Source organism: Opitutia bacterium (assembly GCA_016217545.1).
GTDB lineage: Bacteria > Verrucomicrobiota > Verrucomicrobiia > Opitutales > Opitutaceae > Didemnitutus.
This window is the reverse complement of record JACRHT010000004.1, coordinates 205901-232177: the sequence shown is the minus strand read 5'-3', so window position 1 is coordinate 232177 and position 26277 is coordinate 205901. Positions and strand designations below refer to the sequence as shown.

The following is a 26277-nucleotide window of genomic DNA, read 5'->3' as shown; positions in this document are numbered from 1 at the left end:
CAGCACGAGGAAACGTGCAGTGAACCGAGTAGTGAGAGGTGGGCTCAGCCCTTTGCGCGGATCTGCCGGCGCCCGAAGCGCACGCGCGGAACCTGCGCGGCGTGCGCAGGGGCGTCAAACTTTTCGTCGTCGGTCGGCGGTCGACGTGAGAATCAGTCCGTCGGGGCGGCGGCGAGGACCTCGTTCATCGCGGAGAGGAGATCGTTCGGGAAAAACGGCTTGAGGAGCAGCTTGGGCGGGCCGCCCGGGACGTCGTCGAGTGCGGTGGGATCGGCGAGGACGGCGGAGTAGCCGGACATGAGAATGGCCGGGAGTTTCGGGCGCTGGTTGCGAATCTCGCGGATGAGACGCAGGCCGGAGACGCCTTTGGGCATGACCATGTCGCTGACGACGAGATCGTAGTCGTCGGGCCGGCTGCGCCAGTAGGCGAGGGCGGCGACGCCGTCCATGGCGATGTCGCAGGCGATGCCTTTGCGAGCGAAGACCGCGGAGAGGAGTTCGTGGACCACGGGGTCGTCCTCAGCCACGAGGATGCGGCGGATGGAGCGCGGCGCGGACGAAAGGGCTGCGGCGGCCGGCGCGTGCTCGGTCGGCACGTCGGGAGCGGGAACCGCCACGGTGGGATGGAAGAAGGTGAACGTGGTGCCGGCTCCGCGCTGGCTTTGGACGGTGATCCAGCCGCCGTGTTGGTGGATGATGGAGTAGACCGTGGAAAGGCCGAGGCCGGTGCCTTTGCCGGCATCCTTGGTGGTGAAGAACGGCTCGAAGATGCGCGGGAGAATTTCCGGCGGGATGCCGGTGCCGGTGTCGGCGATGGAGACTTGGATGAATTCGCCGGGGCGCGCGTCGATCTGGCGGGCGATCATCTCGGGGCCGACGGTGACGCGGGAGGCGGAGACGTGGATGCGTCCGCCGTTGGGCATGGCGTCGCGCGCGTTCACGACGAGGTTGACGACGATCTGCTCGATGCTGGCCGGGTCGGCCATGATGGGCGGGAGCGACGGAGCGATGTCCCATTGGAAATCGATGTCGGTGCCGATGAGGCGGCGGAGGAGCGGGCGGAGTTCGTCGAGGATGTCGTTGGGGCTGACGAGCTCGGGTTGCGTGACCTGTTTGCGGCTGAAGACGAGGAGCTGTCGGGTGAGCGAGGCGGCGCGCGAGGCGGCCGTTTGCACGGGTTCGAGCATGCGCCGGACTTCCTTGCTGGGGTCGGTGGCCAGAAGTTCGGAGGTGTAGCCGTGGATGACGGTGAGCAGGTTGTTGAAATCGTGGGCGACGCCGGCTGAGAGCTGGCCGACGGCTTCGAGCTTCTGCGACTGGCGGAGCTGTTGCTCGGTCTCGAGTTGATGCGTGACGTCGCGCAGGAGCCAGATGGAGCAGCGGCGGCCGTCGATGGTGGTGGCGCGCGCGGAGCAGCGGAGGTGGCGTTCGACGCCGGGCTGCGGGTGGTAGAGGAAAGCGTAGTCGTCGACGTGCTCGCCGGCGACGACGCGAGCGAGGAGGTTGCGCCAGCGGGCCGGATCGAGGCCGCGGCCGAAGGTTTCGGGAGTGGCGTGGACGCAGTCTTCGAGGGAAAGCCGGAGCTCGCGCCGGAAGGCGTCGTTGACGGCGAGGACTTCGAACGCGGGTTCGTGCGCCACGATTGCCTGCGGAATGGGTGTGGCGTTGAAGGCCTCGGCGAAGCGCTGTTCCGCGGTGGCGAGCTGGTGGGTGCGCTCGTTGACCATGCGATCGAGCTCAGCCACCTGCGCGCGCTGGGCGCGGGTGAGTTCCCACTTGTGCGTGAGGGCGTGGGCGAGCTGGAGCGCTTCGACGTGGTCGAAGGGTTTCTTGAGGATGAGGAGATTGTGGGAGCGACCGAGGCGCTCGCTGATCGAGGCCCAGCTGTGGTCGGAGTAGGCGGTGCAGATGACCACCTGAATGTCGGGATCGACAGACCAGAGCTGGCTGGTGGTCTCGAGTCCGTCCCAGCCGGGCGGCATGCGCATGTCGACGAAGGCGAGGGAGTATGGACGGTCTTCGGCGACGGCGCGGCGGACGAGTTGGAGCGCCTCGGCGCCTTGGAAGGCGGAGTGCAGCTCGAAGGTGGGATAGGGCCCCTTCGCGGGCGTGGGCGGGGCGTCGCCGAACACGGCGCCGGCGAGGTCGTCGAGAGTAGTGCGCGACGGAGCCGCCGGAGTGGCGAGCACCTTGGTGAAGTCCTGGTGGATCGACGCAGTGTCGTCGACGATGAGGACCCGATAGACGGGTGGGACGGAAGATTTCATGCGACGGGCAACGCGGGGTTGGTGACCGGCAGTTCGAGGGTGAAGATGGCGCCGCGATCGAGGCCGTCGCTGGCGACGCCGAGGGCGCCGCCGAGATTGGTGGCGGCGAGCGCGCCGGAGTGCAGGCCGAAGCCGTGGCCGTCCTTGCGCGTGGTGAAGCCGTGTTGGAAGAGGCGCTGCCGGTCCTCGGGAGCGATGCCGACGCCGTTGTCGGCGACGACGAACTGGAGTTTCTGGCCTTCGACGCGGAGCTGGAGGGTGATGTGGCGGTCGTCGTGCTGGCGCACTTTCACAGCGGCGATGGCGTTCTGGACGAGGTTGACGAGGATTTGGAGGGCGAGGTGGCGGTCGGTCTGGATCGACGGGCGTTCGGTGGCGTAGTCGGTGTGGATCTGCACGTGGTGGCGGTGCAGCGAGGCGTGGGCGACGCGGACGGCGTCGTTGAACAAATCGGTGGGGTCGAAGGTTTGGAGGAGGCCGCCGGCCTTGGCGTAGCTTTGCTGGACGGCGACGATCTGCTTGATGTGGTCGACGTTCTCGGCGAGCGAGGCGAGCTCGCGGCCGAGGTTGGCGCGGCATTGGGAGACGCCCTGGCCGATTTCGACGATGAGTTCCGGGATGTGGCGGCCGCGCGAGTCCTCGCCGATGAAGCGCGGGGCGGCGTCGCCCTGGTCGCGGAGCAGGTCGGCGGTGCGCTGGAGCAGGCTGAGGTGGGCGTTGGAGGAGAGTTCGTCGCGCAGGATGTTGGTGGAGATGTTGACCGAGTTGAGGACGTTGCCGACGTTGTGGAGGATGCCGGTGGCGACCTGCGCCATGCCGGCCATCCGCGAGGCTTCGAAGAGGCGGCGCTGGGTTTCGACGAGTTCGGCGTGGGCGCGTTCGGCGGCTTCCTTCTGGGCGCGGAGCTCGCGGGTGCGTTCCTCGAGGCGGAGATTGGTTTCCTGCAGCGTGCGATCGCGGACGAGGATGGCCTCGGTCATGGCGTTGACGGACCGGGCGAGTTCGCCGATCTCGTCGGTGCGGTCCACGGTGGCGCGGGCGGAGAGGTCGCCGGAGGCGACGCGACGGACGACGCCCTGGAGTTTCAGGACGGGGCTGACGATGTGGCGCGCGTAGAGGAACGAGGCGACGAGGCTGAAAACGAGGCAGAAGGCGGCGACGAGCGCGGTGCGGCGGTAGAGCTCGGCGATGCTCTGGTCGTAAGCGTCGAGTTTCAGGCCGACATGAATCCAGCCCCACTCGATGCCGGAGTAGGAGAAGGGGTGCGAGTAGGCGTAAACGCGGCGGTCGAACACGGGTGTCTTTTCGATGCCGCCGAAGGCGACGCGGGTGGCGGGCACCCAGCGGCCGGTGAGATTGCGGGTCTCCCAGGAGGAGCGATCGTGGACGAGCGAGAAGCCGTCGTTGCGGGTGATGACGATGTAGTCGACGGCCGGATCGCGCTTGAGCATCTCCATGCAGTAGTCGACGACGCTGCTGTAGTCCTCGTTCACGACGGCGGTGGCGGCGATTTCGCCGAGAGAAACGGCGGAGCCGTAGGCCTTCGAGCGGAGGTTCTCGATGAAGGTCTGTTTCTGGCGCGGGACGACCGACAGGACGAACACCGTGAGGGTGATCAGGGCGATGAGCCAGGCGAGCAGAGCGGTGCGCAGGGTGATGCCGAGGCGCGAGACGGTGAGGCCGGGGGAAGTGTCACTGCTCATGGAACGAGTGGATTGACAGGGGAAACACGGGCGATGGCGGCGGGCGGGGCGCCCCGAGGCGCGCGGGTGAAGCCGGGGCCGCCGACCGAGGGGTGCCGCGTGGCGTGGCGCGCGAGCAGCTGGCGGGTGGCGGCGATGGAGGTCTCGTCGCAGGGCTCGACGCGGTCGACTTGGAGCAGCGTGAGCAGCTGGCGGCCGGTTTCGTTGGCGGGCAGCGTGGCGATGGCCTGTAGGATGGATGACTTCAGTTTCACCGGCAGGGCGTTGCGGAAGACGGCGACCAGCGGAAAGAGCTTGGGCGACTCCGCGATGGGGCGCAGGGAGCGGTGGAGCGCGGGGTTCAGCTCGCACAGCACCTCGAACGTGGCGCGCGGCAGCACGCAGGCATCGGCTTGGCGGAAAAAAACCGGCAGGGCGGCGAGCGTGGGTTTGGGGTAGCGGCGGACTTCCTTGCACTGCTCGGTGGTGGGGAGGCCGCGGCTGGCGAGCAGGTCGTCGAGCCAGACCGGAGCCAGACTGCCGGTGGGGCTGTCGACGAGGTTGAGCCGGGCGCCGCGGAGATCGGCGAGCGTGTGGACGGGCCCGTCGACGTGCACGAGCAGGACGTATTCGACGCCGGTTCGGCCGCGTTGGGCCGTGACGAGAACAGGCGGTTCGCTCAACGGCGGAGGAATCGAAAGGACTTCCTCGGCCGGGCCGACAATCACGTCGACTTCGCCGGCTTGGAGCGAGCGCGCCATCTCGGCGGCGGAGTCGTAGACGGGCTGGCTGGGGTCGGCGACGAGCTTGTTGGCGTCGGAAATCAGTCGCGAGTAGACGGCGAGGGTGTTGCGGAGATCGGCGCCGTCGACTTGCGGGGCGAGTTTGCGCGAGTAGCCGCCGCGCGAAACGAGCGGCGCGTAGGAGGCGGCGTGAACAAGCGGCGAGAGGAAGGCGATCCCGCACGCGGCGAGCAGCGTCGCGCCGAGGCGGCCGGGGGAGCGTGTCCGGCGCGCGCGGCCGGACGGGCCGGCGGGACGACAGGGTGGGCGGAAGGAGTTCACGGTTTGGCGCGGGCGGCGAGTCGGGCGTGGTCGGCGAGGAGTTGGCGGGTGCCGGCGAGGGTGTCCTCATCGACGGGATGCACTTCCTCGGTTTGGAAAAGGGTGAGCACTTGTCGCCCGGCCGGCAGCGAGTCGACGGTGGTGATCGCCTCGATCACGCGGGCGTGCAGGGCCGGATCGATGCCGTGGCGCAAGGCGGTGAGGACGGGAACGAGGCGGGGCGAGGTGGCGATGATGCGCAGCTGGCGGGAGATTTGCGGATTGAGTTCGGCGAGGACCGCGAGGCTTTCCCGCGTGGTGATGCACGCCTCGATCTGTCGGAAGAAGACGGGCAGCACGGCCTGGGAGGGCTTGGCGACGAGGCGGAGTTCGCGCAGGGAAGCCGGAAGCGCGGGCAGGGAGGCTTGCGCGCAGGCGACCTCGAGCCACGGGCGGGCCAGGCAGCCTTGGGGGCCGTCGAAGACAGCGACGCGGCAGCCGGACAGGTCGGCGAGTTGCGCAATGTTGCTCTGCGCGTGCACGACGATCACGTAGTGGCTGCCGACCGCGCCGGACCGATGCGAAGCGAAATACGGGGTGTCGAGGAGGGCGGGATCGACGGCGAGAACCTCGCGGGCGGTGCCGGCGACCACCTCGATGGTGCCGCGCCGCAGCGCGTCCTCCAGTTGCGCGCTCGTATCGTAGATCAATTCGTCGGGGACGGTGATGATGTGGAAATTGTCGGCGATGACCTTCGTGTAGGCGCGCATCGCGGTGCGGAAATCGTTCTCGTTTGTGGTGCGCAGGATGGTGCGGGTGTAGGCCACGCGGGCGCGCAGGTCGGGGACCTCGCCGGTGGGCGGTTGCGTGCGCGCGGGGACGGCGAGAAGCGCGAGCAGGGCCAGAAGCGGGAGGGCGCGTTTCATTGCGGGACGAACTCCTTGGCGCGCAGTTCGAGGTTGCGGCGGAACAGTGCCTCGACGGTGTCGAAGGCTCCGGGTTGGATCGGGGTGAGCCGGTCGCATTTGAAAAGGGTCAGCAGCTGGCGGCCGGCGGGCTCGTCGCCGAGCGTGGCGAACTTGGAGAGCACGTCGGTGCGCAGGCGCTCGCTCGCCCAGCCGTCGCGCGTCAGGGCGATGACCGGGTTGAGGAACGGTTCGGAGATCTCGATGGCGACGAGGTGGCGGCCGATTTGCGGGTTCAGGTTGCGCAGGACGGCGAAGGAATCCTCGTCGACGATGCAGGCGTCGGCCTTGCCGAAAAACACGGGCAGCACGGCGGCGGAGGGTTTTTCGACCACGGCGTAGTTGGAAAAAAACTGGGGCGGCGGGGCGGCGTGGAGTTCGAGCAATCGCGTCTCGGTCCACGCCGTGCCGAGCAGCGAGGTGAGGTTGTGCAGGACCAGCACATTCTTGCCGCGCAGGTCGGCGAGGCCGTGGAACGAGCGCTCCGCGCGCGCGAGCAGGAGCCAGCGCGTGGAGGTGTGGCCGCCGATGACGGTGGTGTAGCCGGTGTCGATGCGATTGCGCATTTGCAAGGCGAGGAGGTCCCACGGCCCGATGAGGACGACTTGGATGCGCTGGGCTTCGAGCGCCGCCTTCAGGTCGGCGCGGGTCGGGAAAACCTCGACGCGAGTCTGGACCGCGTAGCCGAGCGTGGCGCAGATTTTCTGGGTGAGCGCGTTGATGGCGGCCCGGGCGTCGTTCTCATTCAGTGGCGAAAGCCCGGAGCGGAGGAGGGCGCCGCGGACGAGAAGAGGGGCGACCGAGTCGGGCGACGGCGCGGCGTGGGCCAGCGCGGCCGCGGCGAGCAGCAGAAGAAAAAGGAGCGGGCGCGTGCGACTCATGGCACGGCCTCCGCGAGCGGGCCGGCGCCGCTGGTGCGCAGGCTCGCGATGAGTCGCGCGGCTTCATCGGGCCGGCGGGCGCGATACTCGTCGAGCAGCGCGAGGGCGGGGGCGAGGGACTCGGCGCCGAATTCGCCGAGGTCGCCGACTTGGAAGATCGTGATCGCCTGCTTGCCGGCGGGAGTGTGGTGCACGCTGCCGAGCTCGCGGACCACTTTTTCGAGGAACGCCGGGTCCATGCCGGAGCGGAAGCCGAAGAAGCTCGGCACCAAATCCGGCGAGGTCGCGATGGGCGCGAGTTCCTTGCCGACCTGCGGATTCATCTCCGCGACGGCGGCGAACGCCCGTTGCGTGACGAGGCAGGCGTCGATCCGTTTGAAAAACACGTCGAGCACCGCCTTGGAAAGTTTCGGCGTCCGATCGAGACGGGAGAAAAAATCGGTGACCGGCGAGGCATCGGCGCGAGCGAGCACGACTTCGAGCCACAAGTAACCGAGGCGCATTCGCGGCGCGCTGTGAAGCGCGAGGCTGTGGCCGCGCAAGGCGGTCGGCTCGGCAAAGCCGGTGTCGCGCCGGACGAGCAGGACGTAGCGTTCGGCGGGGTCGCCGTTGTGCGTGCCCATGAGGAAGCGATCGAACCGGACGCGGCCGGCGGAGGCCCAGTATTCGTCGACGGTCGTCGCGACCGCATCGACCTCGGCCGAGACGAGAGCGTCCGCCAGCGCGTCGGCGCCGCTGAGCAGGACGGGCTCGGGGTCGGCCTTGATGCCGCGCTCGCGGGACACGACGGACGACAGCGCGCGCAGGGAGGCGCGGGCATCGTTGTCGTTCACGCCGGCCAACATGGAGGAGCAGAAGCCGAGGCGAAACAGGTCCGGCGGCTTGGCGGCGGCGACGAGGGCGAGCGCGAGGCCCGCGAGCACGCCCAACGCGAAGCGCCGAAAGAGGGTTCTTTCGGCGCGGGAGTCGCGGAAGGTGGCGCGGGAAATTGTCACGACATGGGCGCTAAGGTGAGGCTTGGATTTGTCGCAACACCTCGGTGCCGATCACGAGCGAGAGGCTGGATTGCAGGGCGACGAGATCGTAGCGCGCCTTGAGGTGCTGGGCGGTCATGAGCGCTTCCATGAGCTGGGCGCGGATGACTTTCTCGGTGTCGACGAGCTCTTGTTGGTAGGCGCGGGTGTTGAGATCGCGGTTTTCCACCGCGGCTTGCATGGCGGATTGGGTGGCGGCGCAGGACTTCGACGCGGCGGTGAGGCCGAGGAAGATGTCTTTCACCTGCAGGCCGATGCCCTCGCGGAGGAGGAAGCCTTGCTCGCGCAGCTGCTCGAGGCGCGCCTTGGTTTCGGCGACCTTGGCCTTGGTGCGCATGCCGTCGAAGACGGGCAGCTCGAAACCGAGGCCGAGCGTCCAGCCGTCGCGGTTGCGATCGGTGGAGAGGCCGCCGTCGGCGCTGTTCCACCAACGATGGACGGTGCCGGTGAGCGCGATTTTCGGGGCGTAGCCGCTGCGCGCGGTGCGCACGGCGCCCTCGGCGGCGCGGACGCCGGCTTCATAGCGGTTCCAGTCGGGGCTGAAGCGGTAGGCGGTGCCGACGAGTTGCTCGAGGTCGCCGTTGAACGGGACGAGTGGAATTTCCTGATCGGTGGGGACGACGTTGTCGCGCCAAGAGAGACCGATGGCGTTGGCCAGCGCGGCTTGGGCCATGGCTTCGTTTTTCTCGAGTGAAGCGACGAGCGCGCGGATGGACTCGACCATGATTTTGTTGTCGAGGTAGTCGGCTTTCGTGACGCGCGTGCTGCCGCCTTGGAACATCGTCTCGGTGAGGCTGAGCGTCGTCTCCATGCGGACGAGCGTGTCGCGGCCGAGCTGGCTGAGCGCGCGGGCGAGGATGGCGCCGTAGTAGTAGCGGTGGACGGTGTCGGCGACTTCGAGGTCGGTGCGGCGCGCCTCCTCCTTCATGGCGGCGATGGCGGCCTGCGTTTGCTCGGTGAAGCCGCGGCGCATGCCGCCGTCGAAGAGCAGCCACTTCGCGTCGAGCAAGGCGGTGGTGCTGTCGCGTTGCATGAGTTGCACGTCCTGGGCGGGGATGGGGAAAATTTGCGGCGCGGTCGCGACGGTTTGCGCGGGGACGGCGACGGGGAGTTGCACCGCGGTCGGTCCGAGCACGCCGGCGGGAACGGTGATCAGCGCGGTGCTCGCGGGGACGGTGACGCTTTGGCCGGGCACGCCCATGTAGCCGGCGGGGAAGACGAAATTCGGCGGCTCGTCCAGGCGTTGGACGCCGCCCGAGAGGTTCACTTGCGGCCAATAGGCGGACAGCGCCTGACGGTGTTGCGCCTCGGCGGCGGCGACGGCGAAGCGGGAGGCGGGAGCGCGATGATTGTTGCGCTGGGCTTCGGCGAGACATTGCTCGAGCGTGAGTTGGCGCGCAGGAGCGGCGGGGTTCTCGGCGGCCGCGAGGAAGGGGATCAGCAGCGCGAGCAGCGCCAGACACGAAAGTGGTCGGCTGAAACGATTGACTGAGGAAGTGGGCATCGGGCGGGAAGGAAGTTGGAGTGGGAGAATTTTCCCGCGTGAAATCCACGCGCGCCGCGCGCTATTCCCGATCGAGCCGACTCATCGGGTCGCGTTCAAACTCGGGGGGCGCTTGGACGATTCCGATGAGTTGGCCAAATCAGCGGGTGCTGAATGGATCGTCTCACGATGGCAGAACTTAACGGGGCGCGACCAGAGGGGACCTCTGGATCGGCAAGAAACGCCGTGAACTTCACAAGGGTTGCGCAGGTTTCGTTGCACGCGGGATGCGGCTGCGGAATGGGAAGGTCAGTCGCGCTACGCGGCGGCGTGCGCGACGGTTTTGGCGGGCGACAGCGGACGCGGTGGCGTTTGCCTCAGCGGCCTTCGCCAAGTCTTCGGCGGGACCTTGAAGCGTTGCCGGATCAGCCGCTGCGTTTGCCCCAGCGGCGGACTTCCTTCAGCTCGGGAGCGCGGGCTTCGATCAGGGCGCCGACGACGGCGGGGTGGCTGCGCAGGCTCTGGAACGCGGTGCCGGTCACGCGCCACTTGAGGGCGAACGAGGTTTCCGCGATCGGTGCGACGCGACCTTCGAAGAGGAAGGCGATCTCGACCTTCGTGTCGCCGTTGGCGGCGTCGATGGCTTTGCGGAGTTTCGGCAGGAAATCGGTGACGCCCGGGTGGTCGGGCTTAAGGAGCCACGTGACCTTGCGGATGTTGTTCGGGACGTAGGCGTCGAGGTGGTAGACCTCTTTGATGTTCAGACGCGCTCCGTCGTTACCTTTCATCACGGATCCGAGGAGGACGACGGGCAAATTTTCCGCGAGGATCTTGCCGTAGGTCTCGTAGGCGTCGGCATACATGTTGACCGAGATCGTCGCGCGGCGGCTCGCGAGGTTGAAGAAGGCCCACGGGCGGTTATCGCGTTTCGAGAGGCGCTTGGTGATGCCGCTCATCAGGCCGGCGAGGCGGAACTCGACGCGATCGCCTTCGAGGAGAACGGTCTCCTCGGTGTGCGTGCTGAGCGCCTCGGCGAGGCCGGCGTAGGCGTTGAGCGGGTGGCCGGAGACGTAGAAGCCGAGGAGTTCCTTCTCGAACTGGAGGCGCTCTTGCGAGGTGAAGTCGGTGGCGGAATCCGGCGAGCCGAGAGCGGAGGGCTGAGAGCTGAGAGCTTTGGACGATTTCTTTTTCGGCGCTTCGTCCGCGAGCATGTCCATGAAGCTGTGCTGGCCAGCGGCTTTGTCGCGGGCGTGCGCGGCGGCGCCGGCGAGGGCGGCGTCGATGCCGTCGAAGAGCGGCTTGCGCGGCGCGTGGCTGTAGTCGAACGCGCCGGTCTTAACGAGGTGCTCGAGCACGCGCTTGTTGATCGCGCGGCCGTCGACGCGACGAACGAAGTCGGCGAAGTCCGCGAACGGGCCGTTGGCTTCGCGCTCCTCGATGATCTTGGCCGCGGCGAGTTCGCCCACGCCCTTGATGCCGGCGAGGCCGAAGCGAATGGCGCCTCCGGAGCCATTCGCAGCTGAGAGCTGAGAGTCTAGAGCTGAGAGTGTCGAACCGTCTTTCTTGCTCTGAGCTCTAGACTCTGAGCTCTCAGCTTTCTTCACCACCGGCGTGAAATCTCCACGCGATTCATTCACGTCCGGGCCCAGCACCTGAATGCCCATCGCTTCGGCTTCGGCGATGAAGTGGGAAACTTTTTCCGCGTTGCCGAGTTCGGCGGTCAGCACGGCGGCCATGAACTCGACCGGGTAGTTCGCCTTGAGATACGCCGTCTGGTAGCTGACGAGCGCGTAGGACGCGGAGTGCGATTTGTTGAAGCCGTAGTTCGCGAACTTGTTCAGCAGGTCGAAGATTTCGTTGGCTTTGGCTTCGCCGATGTTGTTCACGCGCTTCGCGCCTTCGACGAACTTGATGCGCTCCTTCGCCATCGCTTCGGCGTCCTTCTTGCCCATCGCGCGGCGGAGCATGTCGGCGCCGCCGAGCGTGTAACCGGCGATGATCTTCGCGCACTCCATGACCTGCTCTTGGTAAACGATGATGCCGTAGGTTTCCTTGAGCGACTGTTCGAGAAGTTGGTGCGGGTAAGCGACGGTCGACGGGTCGCGTTTGCCGCGCGCGTAGTCGGGGATGAACTGCATCGGGCCCGGGCGGTAGAGGGCGCAGATGGCGTTGATGTCGTTGATGTCGGTCACGCCGACCTGCTTGCAGGCGTTCTGCATGCCGCCGGATTCGAGCTGGAACACGCCGACGGTCTTGCCGGCGTTGAGCATCACGTAGGTCTTCGGGTCGTCGAGCGGGATGGTCTCGATGTCGAAGGTGGGATTGGCGGTGCGGCGGACGTTGGCGACGGCGTCGGCGATGACGGTCAGCGTCTTCAGGCCGAGGAAGTCCATCTTCAGCAGGCCGAGTTTGCCGACGGCGTTCATGTCGTATTGCACCGTCACGTCGCCTTCCTGGAGCGTGAGCGGGACGAACTCGTCGAGCGGCTTGTCGGTGATGATGATGCCGGCGGCGTGCTTGCCGGTGTTGCGCACCATGCCCTCGAGGACGAGGCCTTGATCGAGGATCTTCTTCGCGACGGGGTTTTTTTCGTATTCCGTGCGGAGCTCGGCGGATTTTTCGATGGCGGCCTTGAGCTCGATGTTGAGCTCGTCGGGGATCATCTTGGCGAGGCGGTCGGCTTCGGCGAAGGGCAGATCGTGGACGCGCGAGACGTCGCGCACGACCATCTTCGCGCCGAGCGTGCCGTAGGTGATGATGTTGGCGACGCAGTCGTTGCCGTATTTCTGGCGGACGTAGTCGATGACTTCGCCGCGGCGGCGCATGCAGAAGTCGATGTCGAAGTCCGGCGGCGAGACGCGCTCGGGGTTGAGGAAGCGCTCGAAGAGCAGCTTGAAGCGGATCGGGTCGAGGTTGGTGATCCCGAGCACGTAGGCGACGAGACAGCCGGCGCCGGAGCCGCGGCCGGGGCCGACGGGGATGGCCTTTTCTTTCGCCCAGTGGATGAAATCCCAAACGACGAGGAAGTAGTCGATGAAACCCGTGACGCGGATGATCGAGAGCTCGAAGGCGAGGCGCACGACGAGTTCCTCTTCGAGCGGCAGGCCGTTGTAGTCGGGCGCGACGGGCTTCTGGCCGGCGGGAAGGTTGGTGAGTTTTGCGAGGCGCTCGGCGACGGCGGGGCGCGAGGCGACGTCGTCGTAGGCGAAGTTGTAGCGCTTCTTGAGGCCTTCGTGACAGAGCTGCTCGAGGTATTCGCCGGGCGTGAGCTGGTCCCTGATTTCGACCGGGAGCGGATATTTCGGGTAGCGCTCGGAGCCTTTGGGGAACGGGATCGCGACGTCGCACATTTCGGCGACGCCTTGGGTGTTGGTGATGGATTCGGGGACTTCGCCGAAGATTTTTTCCATCTCGGCGCGCGACTTCAGGTAGAACTGCGTGCCGTCGAATTTCATGCGGTCCGTCTCGGCGACTTTCGCGCCGGTCTGGATGCAGAGGAGCGAGTCGTGCGGGCCGGCGTCCTCGTGGTTCACGTAGTGGACGTCGTTTGTGCAGATGACCTTCAGGCCGAACTCCTCGCCGAGCTTGAGCAGGCCGGGGATGATTTTGCGCTGCTCGGGGATGCCGTGGTCCTGGATTTCGACGAAGAAGTTCTCGCGGCCGAAGATCTCGACGAAGCGCCCGCAGGCTTGGCGCGCCTGTTCGTAGCGGTCGTGGAGCAGGTGCTGCGGCACGATGGCGGCGAGGCAACCGGTGAAGCCGATGAGGCCGCCGGAGTATTTCGCGAGCGTCTCCATGTCGGCGCGCGGCTTGTAGTAAAAGCCCTTGAGGTGCGCGTAGGAGACGAGTTTGAGGAGGTTTTGGTAGCCCTGCAGATTCCGCGCGAGCAGGCCCATGTGGTAGTAGCTCTTGCCGTCTTCGGAGCGGCCGGTCTTTTCCAGCGCGGACGTTTCGGTCAGGTAGATTTCGCAGCCGATGAGCGGCTTGATGCCGTTGGATTTGGCGGCGTTGAAGAACTCGATCGCGCCATACATGTTGCCGTGGTCGGTGAGCGCGAGGGCGGTCATCCCGAGGGCTTTGGCGCGGCCCATTAGGCGGTCGATGCGGCAGGCACCGTCGAGCAGGCTGTAGTCGGTGTGGACGTGAAGATGGATGAAATTGGTGTCTGCGGCGGCCACGGGGAGGCATCGGAAGCCTGCGGGTGGGGTGTCGCAAGGCGATTCATGGGGATGTGGAAAACTCGTGGAATTGAAAGGGTTTGCCGCGAACGTGGGGTAGGGCGGAGCCGCTGGACCCGCCGCCAGGACGTTCATCGGAACGGCGGGCCCAGCGGTCCCGCCCTACCTTTAAAAATAGCTGTTGACGCGCTCGAAGGCCCCCGGCTTCTTTCTGGACCTTTCGACACCTTCCACCCACTCCCTTTCCCATGTCCATCGAGATCAAAATGCGCAAAAACGAGCCGATCGACCGTGCGCTGCGCCGCATGAAGAAGAAGCTCGACCGCGAGAACATCATCAAAGACGTGCGCGCGAAGCGTTACTACGAAAAGCCGTGCGAGAAGCGCCGCCGCAAGGATAAGGTCGCGGCCTTCACCGCGATGCTCCGCGCCCGCTACGCCAACTGAGTTCCGCGTCGCTCCCGTTTTCCGAACCGGCCGCTGCCTAGTGCGCGTGGCCGGTTTTTTATTGGCCGAATGGCCCGCGTCCAGCCGGCAGCACGTTGCTTGCATCAGGCGCAAACTCTTGTCCTAGTGATAGCTCACTCATGAAGCCCATCCTTTCGCTGTCCTCTTGCTGGCTCTCGCAGCGGCATCAGGACGGCTACGAGATGCTCAAGGAAATGGCCTCACTCGGGTTCGAGTGGGCGGAGCTCAGCCACGGTGTCCGGATCACGCTTGTGCCCGGCATCCTGCGCGCGGTGGAGGAGGGTGTGATCAAGATTTCCTCGTGCCACAATTTCTGCCCGCTCCCGACCGGCATCACGCACGCGGCGCCGAATCTCTACGTGCCGAGCGCGAAGGACCGCCGCGAACGCGAGCAGTGGCTCCGCCACAGCAAACGCTCCGTGGAGTTCGCCGCGCAGGTCGGCGCGAAGAAACTCGTGCTGCACCTCGGCAATTTCGAGTTCTTCTGGCTGAATCCCGTGCGGAAGATCGAGCGCTACGTCGAGGCGTATACTGGCGAGGATGTCACGAAAGACGCCGCCTATCAGAAACTCCTCGCGGGCGTTATGAGCAAGCTGCGGGCGCAAAAACAGATTTTCTGGGACAACACGCGCGCGAGCATCGCGGAGCTGTTGCCCTACGCGACGAAGAACGGCGTGGCGCTGGCCCTCGAAAATCGCGAGAAGCTCGAGGAGCTGCCGCTCGACGACGATTACGCGCAATACGTCGAGTCGCTGCCGCCGGAACTGCTTGCCGGTTACTGGCACGACACCGGCCACGCGCACATCAAGGAGAGCCTCGGCGTCATCAATCATCGCGAGCACCTCACGAAGAACGCACCGCGCGCCATCGGCTTCCATTTGCATGACGTGAGCGACGACGGCCACGATCATCAAGCGATCGGCTCGGGCAAGATCGACTTCGCAATGGTGAGCGAGTTCTGGCGGCCCGACCACACGCTCGTGCTCGAATTCAGCCCGCGTCTGACCGTCGAGGATGTGCTCGTCTCAAAGCAGCGTGCGGAGCTGCTGATTCGGAATCGGTTTGGCGGGTAGGACCGGATCGCTGGGCCGGCCGCGCAAGTCGTCTCGGCGCGCTGAGCGTGGGCGAACGCCGTGGGTGGAGCGCGTTGACCCCAACGCGCTCTGTGCGCGTCCGGGGCGAAAATTCCCGAACGCGTTGCGGTCAACGCGTTCCACCTCGCGTCACCCGAGCAACTCCGCGATCCAGCGCTTGTGCGGACCGGAAAGCGTGACGCGGTCGAGCTCGCTGCGTGCGACCCACTCGAGTGCGCCGTCGGCGGCGATGCGTTTGCGGAGCGAGGCGTCGGCTTTGATGGCGTGGATCTGCTCCGTGATCTGAAAGCGCGTGATCGTGCGGCGCTTCGTCGCGAGCAGAGTGGCGGCGTCGGGTTTGATGCCGAGATCGTGTGCCTCCGGCAACTCGTGCACGCCGGCGAGGCGTTTCGCCTGGGCGCCGCCGCGGCGCAGGAGCAGGCGGTCGCGATCGAGGACGAAGATGCGCGTCACGGATTTCTGCTCGATCTGCTTCGGCGCGAAACGCGGCAGCGTGTCCTGGTTGCCCGCGCGACGGGCGGCGCAGAAGTCGGCGACGGGGCACGTGAGGCAGAGCGGCTTGGCGCGGAAGCAGACGGTCGCGCCGAGTTCCATCATCGCCTGGTTGTGCGTGCCCGGATCCGCGCCGACGATGAGCGCGTCGGCGAGCGCCGTGAAGTGCTTCGCGGCGTCGACGCCCGTGGCAAAGCGCTTCGTCTCGCCGGTGAGGCGGGCGAGGATGCGCACGACGTTGCCGTCGACGCACGCGGCGGGTTCGCCGAATGCGATGCTCGTGATCGCGGCGGAAGTGTAGGGACCGATGCCCGGCAACTCGCGCCAGTCGGCGGGCGCGCGCGGCGGCGTGGGCCTCGCGACGACGGCCTGCGCGAGTTTGTGGAGGTTGCGCGCGCGCGAGTAGTAGCCGAGGCCTTCCCAGAGTTTCATCACCTTCGTCTCCGGCGCGGCGGCCAGCGCGGCGAAATCCGGCAGCTCGCGCAGCCACCGATCGAAGTAGGGCAACACGGTCGCGACCTGCGTCTGTTGCAGCATGAACTCCGAGACGACCGTCTTGTAGAGCGACGGGGCTTCGCGCCACGGCAGCCGGCGCTGGTGGACGCGATACCAGCCGTGGAGGGCGGCTTGGAAATCGGCGCGGCGAGCGATGAGTTGCGCGGAAACGGAGCTGGGGGCCACAGAAGGCGCAGAAAGCACAAAAGCCGGAGGAATGGGAAGGGATATCGTGACGCAAAACGGCATTTTCCCTTTGCGCTTTTTGCGGCTTTTGTGGCCCTCTTTTCCCATGCCGAAACGGTTCGACGACGCCGCGGAAGAAAAGCCGAAGGCGCTGACCACTTACACGATCAAGCTCGACGATGCGCAGATGGAAAAACTGCGCGCCGCCGTGGCGAAGAAGTATTGGGAGGAGGTCGAGGTGCCGTATGCGCGGTTCGCGTTCAAGGGCCCGAAGGTCAACGTGACGGCCTACACGAGCGGGAAGGTCGTCGTCGCGGGCAAGGAGACGGAGGATTTCGTGCAGAACGTGATCGAGGCCGAGGTCACCGGCCTCGCCCAACTCGGCTACGACGACGTGCATCACCCCGAGTGGTTCGAGCCGCACGCGGGCCTCGACGAATCGGGCAAGGGCGACCTCTTCGGGCCGGTCGTGGCCGCGACCGTCATCGCCGAGCGCCCGCAGATTGAAGCGTGGCGCGCCGCCGGCGTGCGCGACTCGAAGAGCATCGAGGATTCGCAAATCCTGAAGCTCGACGAACTCATCCGCGGCACGCCGGGCGCGGTCGTGGAAGTGGTCTACTGCAGCATGGCGAAATACAACGAGCTCATGCTGAAGCCCGCCGCGAACCTGAACCGCCTGCTCGCGTGGCAGCACGCGCGGGCGCTCGAGGCGGCGTTGCAGAAAAAATGGGTGCCGCGCGGCCTGCTCGACCAGTTTTCCAAGGAACCGCTCGTGCAGCGCGAGCTGAAGAAGCGTGGACTCGAGCGCTTCAACCTCGAGATGCGCACCAAGGCCGAGTCGGACCCGGTGGTGGCTGCGGCGTCGGTCGTGGCTCGCGCGGAGTTCGTGCGGCAGATGCGGGACTTGGCGCGCGAGTTCGGCGAGAAATTGCAATTCGGCGCCGGCGCGCAGGCCAAGGCGCAGGCCGCGGCGATCGTGGAGCGGCTGGGCGCGCGGACGCTGCCGCGGTTCGCCAAGCTGCACTTCCGCACGAGCTACGAGGTCGTCTCCGCCGCGGGCAAGCTCGACGAGCTGCCGCTGAAGGAGCCGAAGGAGAAGACGGAGTGGCGCCGGTGATGCGAGCGGCGATGTTTTCCCAATCCGAACGAAACGGACGAGACTGTGGGAGCGAGCTTGCTCGCGACCCACGCGCCGCCGTCGCGAGCAAGCTCGCTCCCACGGGAAAGCCATGGCGGTGAAACGCCGACAACTCCGCGCGTTCGACCTCAAGCAGATTTACGGCTTCGAGGGGCTGATCGGCGTCGACGAAGCCGGGCGCGGCGCGCTGGCGGGCCCGGTCGTGGCCGGCGCGGTGCTGGTGTCGCGGGAATTTCTCGAGGGGAAATGGGCCGTCGCGAAGAGCGGGCGCGTGAACGACTCGAAGCAGCTCAGCGCGGAGGAACGCGCGGAGCTTTGGACGGAGTTCGACGAACTGGCTCGCGCCGGGCAAATCCACGCGACGTTCGGCGTGGCGAGCGTCGCGGAGATCGAGACGCTGAACATCCTCGGCGCCACGAAGCTCGCGATGCGCCGCGCACTCGAGCAGATTTATCCGCCGATGGCGTTCGAGCGGAAGACGGAGCCGGATCTTTTCGCGAGCGAAGCGGAGCGCGCGGCGTTTCAGCCGACAGTCTCGTGCAAGGTGCTCGTCGACGGCCTGCCGCTGCGGCATTTCCCGTATCCGCACGAGGGGCTCGTGAACGGAGATGCGCGTTCGCTGTGCATCGCGATGGCGTCGATCATCGCGAAGGTGACGCGCGATCGGATGATGGACGAGCTCGACAAGGTGCACGACGCCTACGGCTTCGCGCAGCACAAGGGCTACGGCACGGAGGAGCATCGCGAGGCGGTGCTGAAGCTCGGACGCTGCGTCGCGCACCGCGACAGCTTCCTCCGCAAGCTCTTCGCGCAGCCGCGCGACCTGGAAGGGCAGCTGACTTTCTTCGGCGAGGAGGCGGTGGAGGACAAAGGGTAGGGCGGCGAGTCCCTTCGCCGCCGGGAGTCCGCGCCCTACCTTGACGCCCCGCGCCGGGGCGTGCTGATTAGCGAACGCGTCCGCATGGCAGGCAAGAAGCACAGCTCCCTCGACAAGGTTCTCGGCCGGCTCGATCAACTCGACCAGGCCAACCTGCAGAATCTCGTGCAGCGGCTCGTGCGTGAGCGCGCGCTGCTCGAGTCGGTGTTCAACACGCTGCAGGAAGGCGTGCTGGTGATCGATGCCGATGGCGAAATCGACTACGCGAACGAAGCGGCGATGCGGCTGATCGGCTTGAAGGAGGGCGCGACGGGCGCCTCGCTTTGGCGGTTGGTGCCGGGACTGCGCGCTTCGCTCGGCGGAGGAGAGGCGGACGACGCAGGGGGCAGCGGCTCGCCGCTCGTCACGCGCGAATTCGAACTGAATTATCCGCAGCCACGCGTGGTTCGGCTCTATCGCGTGCCGTTCCACGAGGGCGCCAACGGTGGGATGCGCTACGCGATCATCCTGACCGACATCACGAGCGAGAAGAAGACCACCGAGGAGCTGATCGAGAACGAGCGCGTCTCGTCGATCCTGTTGCTCGCCGCCGGCGTGGCGCACGAGCTCGGCAATCCGCTCAACTCGCTCACTATCCACCTGCAATTGATCGAGCGGCGGCTGAAGAAACTCCGCGGCACGAAGGACGGCGACGCGCTTGCCGAGTCGGTGCGGGTGTGCTCGGACGAGGTCGCGCGGCTCGACGGCATCATCAAGAACTTCCTCGAGGCCATCCGGCCGCGTCCGCCGGATCTCTCGGACGTCAATCTCGTGGAGGTGATCGAGGACGTGCTGCGCTTCCAGTCGCGCGAACTCGCCGATCGCGGCATCCGCGTCGACGGGGAGTTGCCCGCGAGCACGCCGGTGATCATGGCGGATCGCGACCAGTTGAAGCAGGTGTTCTTCAATCTCGTGAAGAACGCGATGGAGGCGATGTCGCCCGGCGGGCGGCTGAGCGTGCGCGTGCGCACGGACGACGACTCGGTTTTCGTGGCCTTCGCGGACACCGGCAGCGGCATCAAGGCGGCGGACATGGCGAAACTTTTTTCGCCTTACCACACGACGAAACCGAGCGGCCACGGTCTCGGCCTCATGATCGTGCAGCGCATCCTGCGCGATCACGGCGGTCACGTCGGCATCGAGAGCAAGGAAGGCGTCGGCACGGTCGTGACGTTGCAATTCCCGCAAAAGCACCGACGCGTGCGGATGCTGAAGTGACGGCGGTGCCGGGTGCGCAGCGTTATTCTGACGCAGGCGCTTCGGACGTGGGCGGCTTCGGGTAAGTGAATGGACGTCCGCGCGTGAGCAGTTCCATGCGTGGACCTTGGCCGAGATTTTCGAACACCTGTCGCGCCGCTTCGGCCGGGAGGGTGAAGTGCTCCCAGCCTTCAGAATGCACCGGGAGAATGAGTGCGCGGGGAAACGCTTGAGCGGTGTCGAGCAGGTCGTTGGCCGACATCGTCAGGTCCATCGGACCACGCGGCCGCGCGGCGCCGGCGAAGGCAAGGATCACCTCCGGGGAAAACCGACGCGCGATCTCCGCCACGCCTTCGTAGTAGACGGTGTCGCCGGTCACGTAGACGGCCGGCGTGCCCTCCGCCTCGATCATGAAGCCCGTCACATCCCCGGCGAGTCGCTCGATGCCGGCGGGACCGTGCCGTGCCGGCGTGGCGGTGATCCGCACGGCGGCCCCGTCGGGCGCGGTCAGCGTCACCGACTCCCAAGGCGCCAAACCGCGCGCCGTGCCGCCGAGCCGGCCGGCGCCCACCGGCGTCGTCAAGGTGAGCGGCACGCGGCCGAGCAGGGCGCGGCCAGCGTCGTCGAGATTGTCGGCGTGCTGGTCGTGGCTGAGCAGCACGGCGTCGATGCGTCCGAGTTCGGCCGGCGTGCAGGCTGGCGAACTGGTCTTGCGCAGGGTCACGTGGTTGCGCGTGTAGGCGCAACCGCAGGCGTCGAAGGTCGGATCGGTGATCAGGCGCAGCCCGTGGTAGTCGAGCAGGACCGTGGGACCGCCGATCAGCGTGAAGGTGAGGATCGAGGTGGAGAGGGCGTTCATGGGGCTCGATCTTTCGCGTGACAGAATCGCGTTCAAAGTTATTAAACTGCCAATCACGGATCCTAACATGCCATCACCCGTTCCCCTCTCGATTTATCTGCACCGCCGGAGTTCGCTCGGCTTCGCGCTGCTCTTGGAAATGGTCTTTGAAGTGGCGAATCGGTTGTCCGGTCGCGCGGTCTTTGCGCCGGAGTTTGTCGCGGATCGCGCGGGGCCCTATCGTTTCAAGCACGGGCTAACGTTGCCGCGTGTGGCGCGCCGGCTCCCTACGCGGGGCTATCTGCTGGTGCCGCCGATGGAGGGGTTCTCGGGCGACTTCGAGGTCGACGATGGCGAGTCGCGCTTCCTCGTCGGGGCGCACCGGCGGGAGCTGACGATCGCGGCGGCGTGTCTGGGGAGTTTCCTGCCAGCGGGGGCCGGGCTCCTCGACGGGCTCGAGGCGACGACGCACTGGCGTTGGGCGGAGTTCGCGGCGAAGCGGTTTCCGCAGGTGCGGTGGAATCCGCGCGCGTTGCTGTGCGAGCAGCCCGGGTTTGTGACGGCGGGCGGGTTGCTGTCGGCGGTCGATCTCGCGCTGCACATCGTGGGCCGGCATTGCGACCGGTCGTTTTGCCGGGAGCTCGGGCGCCATCTGCTGGCGGACAGCGTCCGCGAGAAGCAATCCGCCTATGCGACCACGTTGGTGCTCCAGCCGCGCAATCGGGAGAAATTCGAGGCACTCGAAAAGGTCATCGCGGCGAAACTGGCCCGGCCGCCGACGATTCCCGAGATGGCGGAAATCTGCCGCATGAGCGTCCGCACGTTCCATCGCGCCTTCGACGAAACCTATGGAGTCTCGCCGGGAAAATACCTGCAGTTGAAACGCATCGAGCAGGCGAAAGAGTTGCTAACCGACGAACGGCTGACCGTTGACGCAGTCGCCGATCGTTGCGGGTTTTCGCAGCCGGCGTTTTTTCGGACGATCTTTTCGCGGGAAACCGGGCTCACGCCCGCGCAGTTTCGCAAGCGGCACCTTTGATCCGCACGCCGGCGCCGGGCGGCGTGCGCGATGTCCGCGGTGAAGCGCCGGTGGATTGTGTCGATGGGGGTGACGGCCGCGCCGCAAGACGTGCGCAGCCTTACGCAAACCGCGAGGCGCAACATCTTCCACGACAGGGCACAATCACGATGCCGGAGTCCACGATGCCGCCGCAGCTCCAACCCCAGACGTCCAAGTATGCGTGGTCCACCATCGGGCGCGCTTCGCCCCCGAAGCGGACCGCGGAGGAACGTGTGGCGGATTTTCACGAGATCTACCGTGAGTTCGACGAGGCGACCGTGCGCGCGCAGGCGGCGCGTTGCATCCAGTGTCCGACGCCCGGCTGCGTGCAGGCGTGCCCGCTCAACAACCGCATCCCCGAATGGCTGGCGCTGACGGCGGCGGGCGATTTTCTCGGGGCGGCCGCGCTGTCGCGCAGCACGAGCAACATGCCGGAGATCTGCTCCCGCGTGTGTCCGCAGGAGAAACTCTGCGAGGGTTCGTGCATCCTCACCTCGAAGACGGACGCGGTGGCGATCGGCGCCGTCGAGCGGTTCATCAACGAATACGCGTTCCGGCACGGCGGTTTCGAACTCCTGCAGGCGCCCGCGAACGGCCGGCGGGTGGCGGTGGTCGGCTCCGGCCCGGGCGGACTCGCGTGCGCGGACGAACTCGCGAAGCTCGGCTACGGCGTCACGGTCTTCGAGTCGCAGTTGATTCCCGGCGGCTTGCTGGTGAATGGCATCCCGGCGTTCAAGCTCGAGAAGCATGTGGTCGAGCGCCGCGTCGATCTGCTCGTGCGGCGCGGCGTGGAATTCAAGCTGGGTGTGCGCGTCGGTTGGGACGTTGCGCTGGAGGAAATGCGCGAGAAGTTCGACGCGATCTTCCTCGGCGTCGGCGCGCAGAAGCCGAAGCCGCTCGATATCCCGGGCGCGAATTTGCACGGCATCGTTGACGCGCTGCCGTTCCTGATTCCGAAGAACGTCGACTCGCCGCTCGCGGAAGGCGCGCAGGTCGACGTGACGGGCAAGCGCGTGGTCGTGCTCGGTGGCGGCGACACGGCGATGGATTGTTTGCGGACGGCGCTGCGCAGCGGCGCGAGCGAGGTGACGTGCGTCTATCGCCGCGACCTCGCGAACATGCCGGGCAGCCGCAAGGAATACGCCAACGCGACGGAGGAGGGCGCGCGTTTCCTGTTTCTCACCAACCCGACGGAAGTCGTCGGCAATGCGAACGGCGACGTGATCGAGGTGCGGTGCACGCGCATGGAGCTCGGTGCGCCCGACGCGTCCGGCCGGCGCAAGCCGCGTGCGGTGCCGAACTCGGAATTCGCGATCGCGGCGGACATCGTGCTCGTCGCCTACGGTTTCGATCCGGTGCCGTGGCCCGAGGGCAGCGCGTTCGCGCAGATCGAGGTGGACGACTGGGACGGCTTGAAGGTCGATCGTAACCAGATGACCAGCGTCGCGGGCGTGTTTGCCGGCGGCGACTCAGTGCGCGGTCCGAGCCTCGTCGTGCACGCGGTGCGAGACGGGCGGAAGGCGGCGCAAGGCATCCACCGCTGGGTGACGGAGCAGCGCGTGCCGGCGTGAGCCGGTGCGGCGAGGGGGCTCAGCGTTCGCGGTCGCTCGTGTTGTTCCGCGGATCGTCCTTGTCGCGATTGCGTTCGGGCGCGGGCGGAGGTGTCGGCGCCGGGCGCGGCGGTGGCGGAGGAACGGGGACGTGAGTTTCGGGACGTGGTGGCGATGACGGCGGGGGCGGCGAATGCGGACGCGGGTGATCGCCGCGGTCGCGCGTATCGGGCACACCGTCGTGGTTGCGGTCATGCGCGTCGGGACGCCGCGGCGGCACGGGCTCGCCGGGCCGGTGATCGCGATCGTGCGGCCGGTGCGGGCGAATCGGCGGGGGAGGAACGGGCGTGACGACCACCGGCGGTGGCGGAGGCCGGCGCGGTTCGACGGGTTTCAGATAATCGGGCGGGTAGTGGGGCCGCAGGTCGTTGCGCGGTCGGTAGGGATAGTAGCCGAACTCGGGCCAGGGACTGTAGGAGTAGCCGAAATCGAAGAACGGGTCGTAGCGCGTCGAGAGTGGCGCGGTGGAGTAGGCGGCGGAGTCGCGCGCCGGTGCCGAGTAGGCGGTGCCGACGTTGCCGGGATTGAAGACGGTGACCTTGAATCCGCCGCTGGGCGCGACGGAGACGCGGATGATGCGGTCGGCGGCCGCCGCATCGCTTAAGAGCACATCGCCCGGCAAGAGCAGGCCGCGCTCGGTGAGGTAGCGGACGATCTCGCCGCGTTTGGCTTCGAGCTGTTCAGCGGTGAGCTGTCCATCGTCGGAGGTGATGAGCAGCGCGGTGTTGACGCGGGGGGCCACGCGACTGACGACTCGCGGCGGGGGCGGAGTCGAGCACGACGCCAGCCACACGACGCTGGCGAGAAGCAGGACGGGGAGCGCGCGCGGGGGAGCCATGCGGGGACTTTCCGCCCAAATCGGCCGAAGCGCAACCGCGCTCAGGGCGCCGCGGTGGTGCCGTGTTGTGCGTTCGGGAGTGCGCTGGGGCTGTTCATGGGCATGGAGGCGCAACCGGCGGCCAACAGGACCAGAATTGCGGTGGCGGCCAAGGCAAGCCAGCGGAGAAGGCACGGGTGCAGTCGGGTCATGGCGCGTGGGACGCCGGCCGACCGGGGTCGTTCCGTCACGGGAAAGGGGAGGGCTGGATTGCGGGGAAATCCCGCGGTGCCGCACGGGAATTTGCCGGAGCCGTCGCGGCGTCGACCGGGCGGTGTGGCTTCAGCAGTGCGCGTATTTCCAGTTACGCGCCTTGCCTTCGGCCAGCCAGGCGAGCGCGGTAGCGATACGCTTGGCGCGCGTCTCGGGGCGTTTCGCCTCGGTGATCCACTCGAGGTATTCCTTGCGGTGACTGTAACTGAAATTTTCCCAGCACGTCGCGGCGGCTTTGTTTTTCTTCAATGCGGCAGCGAGATCGGCGGGCACGCGCAGCGTGCGGCGCGGGGCGACCTGGCGTTTCGGGCGCGGCGGCAGGCCGGTGCGCGTGCGCTCGGCAGCTTTTTTGAGGAAGGCGATGACGACTTTGTCGGGCGGCAGATCGGCGAGGTTCGTGATGCGGCCGGCGGCGCCCATGGCGGTGCCGTTGGCGTGCAATTTCTCAAACTCATCCGTGATGTCGCGACGCCAGAAACCGAACGCGGCGTGGGCCTTGAAAGCGGCGAGATTGCAGAGTGGCGTGCCGTCGACGGTGAAGAAAGGCATGCCCCACTTGATGGTCTCCGCGGCGTCGGGCACGGCGCGGTGCACGAGGGCACGGACGTGGGCGAGGATGGGGCGCGCGAAGGGCGCGGCTTTGGCGAGGTAGGCGTCGATGCGTGGGTCGGCGGCGTGGGGCATGCCGAGGTTTTGGCGTGGCCTTGGCCGATTGGCCAGCGTGGAGGTGTGCCATCGCGTCTCGATTGCCGTTGACCGGGTCGGGAGCGGGGGGCTTCATCGCGGCATGGTGCCGAGTGTATTGATCGTCGACGACGAGAAGCACACCCGAGAGGGGCTGCAACAGGCGTTGCAGGACAACTACGATGTGTCGGTCGCGGCCAGCGCGGACGAGGGCTTCAACCTGATGGATGCGCAGGAGTTCGACGTGATCGTCACCGATCTCCGCATGCCCGGCAAAAGCGGCCTGAAGGTCATCGACAAGGCCCTGACGCTCGCGAACAAGCCGGCCGTGATCATGATGACCGCCTACGGCAGCATCGATTCGGCGGTCGAGGCGATGAAGCGCGGCGCGGTGGATTTCCTGACCAAGCCGGTGAACATCGAGCGGCTCGAAATCCTCATCCAGCGTGCGCTCAAGACGCGGACGCTCGAGGTCGAGGTGAAGCAGCTGCACGAGCGGCTGGACGAGAAGTTCTCGATGGAGGGCATCGTCGGGCACTCGGCCCGGCTCGCGCAGGTGATCGAGCGCGTGAAGCTCGTCGCGCCCTCGCGCGCCACGATCCTGATCGAAGGCGAGACCGGCACGGGCAAGGAACTGATCGCGCAAGCGATCCACCAAGCGAGCCCGCGCGCGCGCGCGGCGTTCGTGCCGGTGCATTGCGCGGCGTTGCCGGCGACGTTGCTCGAGAGCGAATTGTTCGGTCACGAGAAAGGGGCCTTCACCGGCGCCACCGACCGGCGCATCGGGCGTTTCGAGGCGGCGGACGGAGGCACGGTTTTCCTCGATGAGATCGGCGAGATCGGTCCCGAGATCCAGGTGAAGCTGTTGCGGTTTCTCGAAACGAAGAGCTTCGAGCGCATCGGCAGCACGAAGACGATGACGGTCGACGTGCGGCTCGTGGCCGCGACCAACCGCAACCTCGAACAGATGGTGAAGGACGGGAAGTTCCGCGAAGACCTCTTTTTCCGCCTCAACGTCGTGCGCATCACCACGCCGGCGCTGCGCGAGCGGTCCGACGACATCCCGGTGTTGCTCGAGCATTTCGTGAAGCTCTACGCCAAGGAAAACGGCTATGAGCCGATCACGATCGAGCCCGGCGCGATGCAGCATCTCCAGCGCTACGGCTGGCCGGGCAACATCCGCGAGCTGCGCAACTTTGCCGAGAACATCGTCGTGCTCCAGCGCGGCGGGACGTTGAGCGAGTTCGAGTTGGAGCCGAAATACCGTGGCGATCCCACGATGCCGCCGGCGCTCGCGGCTCATCCGCCGACGAATCCGCTTTCGGTCGAGGAGAACGAGAAGCGCTTGCTGCGCGAGGCGCTGATCAAGGCGCGCGGCAACCGCACCAAGGCCGCCGAAATGATGGGCATCAGCCGCCGCACGCTGCATCGCAAGATCGCGCAATGGCCGGAACTCGACGTGGTGGACCGCTGAGCG

General features: G+C 66.8%; 20 protein-coding genes. 8 read left to right on the top strand and 12 right to left on the bottom strand.

The window, feature by feature from the left end; translation table 11 throughout:
* Positions 1-152: 152 nt before the first annotated feature.
* The 8 genes from HZA32_04690 to dnaE form a co-directional block, all read right to left on the bottom strand.
* A complete protein-coding gene (locus HZA32_04690; protein MBI5423359.1) occupies positions 153-2267 on the bottom strand; it encodes a response regulator in 2115 nt (704 codons plus the stop codon).
* Positions 2264-3970, bottom strand: coding sequence for a HAMP domain-containing protein (locus HZA32_04685; protein MBI5423358.1), 1707 nt, complete (start codon positions 3968-3970; stop codon positions 2264-2266). Before HZA32_04685 ends, HZA32_04690 begins: the two co-directional genes overlap by 4 nt.
* Positions 3967-5013, bottom strand: a complete 1047-nt coding sequence (locus HZA32_04680; protein ID MBI5423357.1) for a PhnD/SsuA/transferrin family substrate-binding protein — start codon at positions 5011-5013, stop codon at positions 3967-3969. The genes HZA32_04685 and HZA32_04680 overlap by 4 nt, the downstream gene beginning before the upstream one ends.
* A complete protein-coding gene (locus tag HZA32_04675) occupies positions 5010-5918 on the bottom strand; it encodes a PhnD/SsuA/transferrin family substrate-binding protein (protein ID MBI5423356.1) in 909 nt (302 codons plus the stop codon). Before HZA32_04675 ends, HZA32_04680 begins: the two co-directional genes overlap by 4 nt.
* Positions 5915-6838: a PhnD/SsuA/transferrin family substrate-binding protein gene (locus tag HZA32_04670; GenBank protein ID MBI5423355.1), complete on the bottom strand. Its 924-nt coding sequence runs from the start codon at positions 6836-6838 to the stop codon at positions 5915-5917. The genes HZA32_04675 and HZA32_04670 overlap by 4 nt, the downstream gene beginning before the upstream one ends.
* Positions 6835-7833 (bottom strand): PhnD/SsuA/transferrin family substrate-binding protein, encoded by a 999-nt coding sequence (locus tag HZA32_04665; protein ID MBI5423354.1) that lies wholly within the window; start codon positions 7831-7833, stop codon positions 6835-6837. Before HZA32_04665 ends, HZA32_04670 begins: the two co-directional genes overlap by 4 nt.
* A 10-nt stretch (positions 7834-7843) precedes the next feature.
* Positions 7844-9376 carry a TolC family protein gene (locus HZA32_04660; protein ID MBI5423353.1) on the bottom strand — a complete coding sequence of 511 codons (1533 nt, stop codon included), beginning with the start codon at positions 9374-9376 and terminating at the stop codon, positions 7844-7846.
* A 404-nt stretch (positions 9377-9780) separates the two neighbouring features.
* Positions 9781-13668, bottom strand: coding sequence for a DNA polymerase III subunit alpha (dnaE, locus tag HZA32_04655; GenBank protein MBI5423352.1), 3888 nt, complete (start codon positions 13666-13668; stop codon positions 9781-9783).
* Between the two features lie 113 nt (positions 13669-13781).
* Between dnaE and rpsU the strand changes: the two genes are divergently transcribed.
* Positions 13782-13979: a 30S ribosomal protein S21 gene (rpsU, locus tag HZA32_04650; protein MBI5423351.1), complete on the top strand. Its 198-nt coding sequence runs from the start codon at positions 13782-13784 to the stop codon at positions 13977-13979.
* Between the two features lie 203 nt (positions 13980-14182).
* A complete protein-coding gene (locus HZA32_04645; GenBank protein MBI5423350.1) occupies positions 14183-15073 on the top strand; it encodes a sugar phosphate isomerase/epimerase in 891 nt (296 codons plus the stop codon).
* A gap of 150 nt (positions 15074-15223) precedes the next feature.
* Here HZA32_04645 and HZA32_04640 read toward each other — a convergent pair whose 3' ends face one another.
* Positions 15224-16330 carry an A/G-specific adenine glycosylase gene (locus tag HZA32_04640; GenBank protein MBI5423349.1) on the bottom strand — a complete coding sequence of 369 codons (1107 nt, stop codon included), beginning with the start codon at positions 16328-16330 and terminating at the stop codon, positions 15224-15226.
* 43 nt (positions 16331-16373) lie between these two features.
* On the opposite strand from HZA32_04640, the gene HZA32_04635 reads away from it, so the two are divergent.
* The 3 genes from HZA32_04635 (at position 16374) to HZA32_04625 (ending at position 19539) form a co-directional block, all read left to right on the top strand.
* On the top strand, positions 16374-17384 hold the full coding sequence (locus tag HZA32_04635; protein MBI5423348.1) for a ribonuclease HIII: 1011 nt from the start codon (positions 16374-16376) through the stop codon (positions 17382-17384).
* Between the two features lie 112 nt (positions 17385-17496).
* On the top strand, positions 17497-18282 hold the full coding sequence (locus tag HZA32_04630) for a ribonuclease HII (protein ID MBI5423347.1): 786 nt from the start codon (positions 17497-17499) through the stop codon (positions 18280-18282).
* Positions 18283-18366: 84 nt separating this feature from the next.
* Positions 18367-19539, top strand: coding sequence for a PAS domain-containing protein (locus HZA32_04625; GenBank protein ID MBI5423346.1), 1173 nt, complete (start codon positions 18367-18369; stop codon positions 19537-19539).
* 22 nt (positions 19540-19561) lie between these two features.
* Here the strand turns inward: HZA32_04625 and HZA32_04620 are convergent, their stop codons facing one another.
* Entirely contained in the window at positions 19562-20377 is an 816-nt protein-coding gene (locus HZA32_04620) for an MBL fold metallo-hydrolase (protein ID MBI5423345.1), read from the bottom strand.
* On the opposite strand from HZA32_04620, the gene HZA32_04615 reads away from it, so the two are divergent.
* Positions 20325-21395 (top strand): helix-turn-helix domain-containing protein, encoded by a 1071-nt coding sequence (locus HZA32_04615; protein ID MBI5423344.1) that lies wholly within the window; start codon positions 20325-20327, stop codon positions 21393-21395. The two genes, HZA32_04620 and HZA32_04615, sit on opposite strands and share 53 nt — an antisense overlap.
* Positions 21396-21559: 164 nt before the next feature.
* Positions 21560-22987 (top strand): NAD(P)-dependent oxidoreductase, encoded by a 1428-nt coding sequence (locus HZA32_04610; protein MBI5423343.1) that lies wholly within the window; start codon positions 21560-21562, stop codon positions 22985-22987.
* Positions 22988-23006: 19 nt separating this feature from the next.
* Here HZA32_04610 and HZA32_04605 read toward each other — a convergent pair whose 3' ends face one another.
* A complete protein-coding gene (locus HZA32_04605) occupies positions 23007-23864 on the bottom strand; it encodes a hypothetical protein (GenBank protein MBI5423342.1) in 858 nt (285 codons plus the stop codon).
* Positions 23865-24185: 321 nt separating this feature from the next.
* The gene (locus HZA32_04600) at positions 24186-24800 is read right to left on the bottom strand and encodes a YdeI/OmpD-associated family protein (GenBank protein MBI5423341.1); all 615 of its coding nucleotides are present in this window, start codon (positions 24798-24800) and stop codon (positions 24186-24188) included.
* A gap of 103 nt (positions 24801-24903) precedes the next feature.
* Here HZA32_04600 and HZA32_04595 point away from each other — a divergent pair, with 103 nt between their 5' ends.
* Positions 24904-26274 carry a sigma-54-dependent Fis family transcriptional regulator gene (locus HZA32_04595; protein MBI5423340.1) on the top strand — a complete coding sequence of 457 codons (1371 nt, stop codon included), beginning with the start codon at positions 24904-24906 and terminating at the stop codon, positions 26272-26274.
* Positions 26275-26277 lie beyond the last annotated feature (3 nt).

Excerpts from the sequence above, each read along its gene's own strand:
- HZA32_04690 (MBI5423359.1), bottom strand. The coding sequence starts at position 2,267 with ATGAAATCTTCCGTCCCACCCGTCTATCGGGTCCTCATCGTCGACGAC.
- HZA32_04685 (MBI5423358.1), bottom strand. The coding sequence starts at position 3,970 with ATGAGCAGTGACACTTCCCCCGGCCTCACCGTCTCGCGCCTCGGCATC.
- HZA32_04675 (MBI5423356.1), bottom strand. The coding sequence starts at position 5,918 with ATGAAACGCGCCCTCCCGCTTCTGGCCCTGCTCGCGCTTCTCGCCGTC.
- HZA32_04670 (MBI5423355.1), bottom strand. The coding sequence starts at position 6,838 with ATGAGTCGCACGCGCCCGCTCCTTTTTCTTCTGCTGCTCGCCGCGGCC.
- HZA32_04660 (MBI5423353.1), bottom strand. The coding sequence starts at position 9,376 with ATGCCCACTTCCTCAGTCAATCGTTTCAGCCGACCACTTTCGTGTCTG.
- dnaE (MBI5423352.1), bottom strand. The coding sequence starts at position 13,668 with ATGAACGTCCTGGCGGCGGGTCCAGCGGCTCCGCCCTACCCCACGTTC.
- rpsU (MBI5423351.1), top strand. The coding sequence starts at position 13,782 with ATGTCCATCGAGATCAAAATGCGCAAAAACGAGCCGATCGACCGTGCG.
- HZA32_04645 (MBI5423350.1), top strand. The coding sequence starts at position 14,183 with ATGCTCAAGGAAATGGCCTCACTCGGGTTCGAGTGGGCGGAGCTCAGC.
- HZA32_04640 (MBI5423349.1), bottom strand. The coding sequence starts at position 16,330 with ATGCCGTTTTGCGTCACGATATCCCTTCCCATTCCTCCGGCTTTTGTG.
- HZA32_04635 (MBI5423348.1), top strand. The coding sequence starts at position 16,374 with ATGCCGAAACGGTTCGACGACGCCGCGGAAGAAAAGCCGAAGGCGCTG.
- HZA32_04630 (MBI5423347.1), top strand. The coding sequence starts at position 17,497 with ATGGCGGTGAAACGCCGACAACTCCGCGCGTTCGACCTCAAGCAGATT.
- HZA32_04625 (MBI5423346.1), top strand. The coding sequence starts at position 18,367 with ATGGCAGGCAAGAAGCACAGCTCCCTCGACAAGGTTCTCGGCCGGCTC.
- HZA32_04620 (MBI5423345.1), bottom strand. The coding sequence starts at position 20,377 with ATGAACGCCCTCTCCACCTCGATCCTCACCTTCACGCTGATCGGCGGT.
- HZA32_04610 (MBI5423343.1), top strand. The coding sequence starts at position 21,560 with ATGCCGCCGCAGCTCCAACCCCAGACGTCCAAGTATGCGTGGTCCACC.
- HZA32_04605 (MBI5423342.1), bottom strand. The coding sequence starts at position 23,864 with ATGGCTCCCCCGCGCGCGCTCCCCGTCCTGCTTCTCGCCAGCGTCGTG.
- HZA32_04600 (MBI5423341.1), bottom strand. The coding sequence starts at position 24,800 with ATGCCCCACGCCGCCGACCCACGCATCGACGCCTACCTCGCCAAAGCC.
- HZA32_04595 (MBI5423340.1), top strand. The coding sequence starts at position 24,904 with ATGGTGCCGAGTGTATTGATCGTCGACGACGAGAAGCACACCCGAGAG.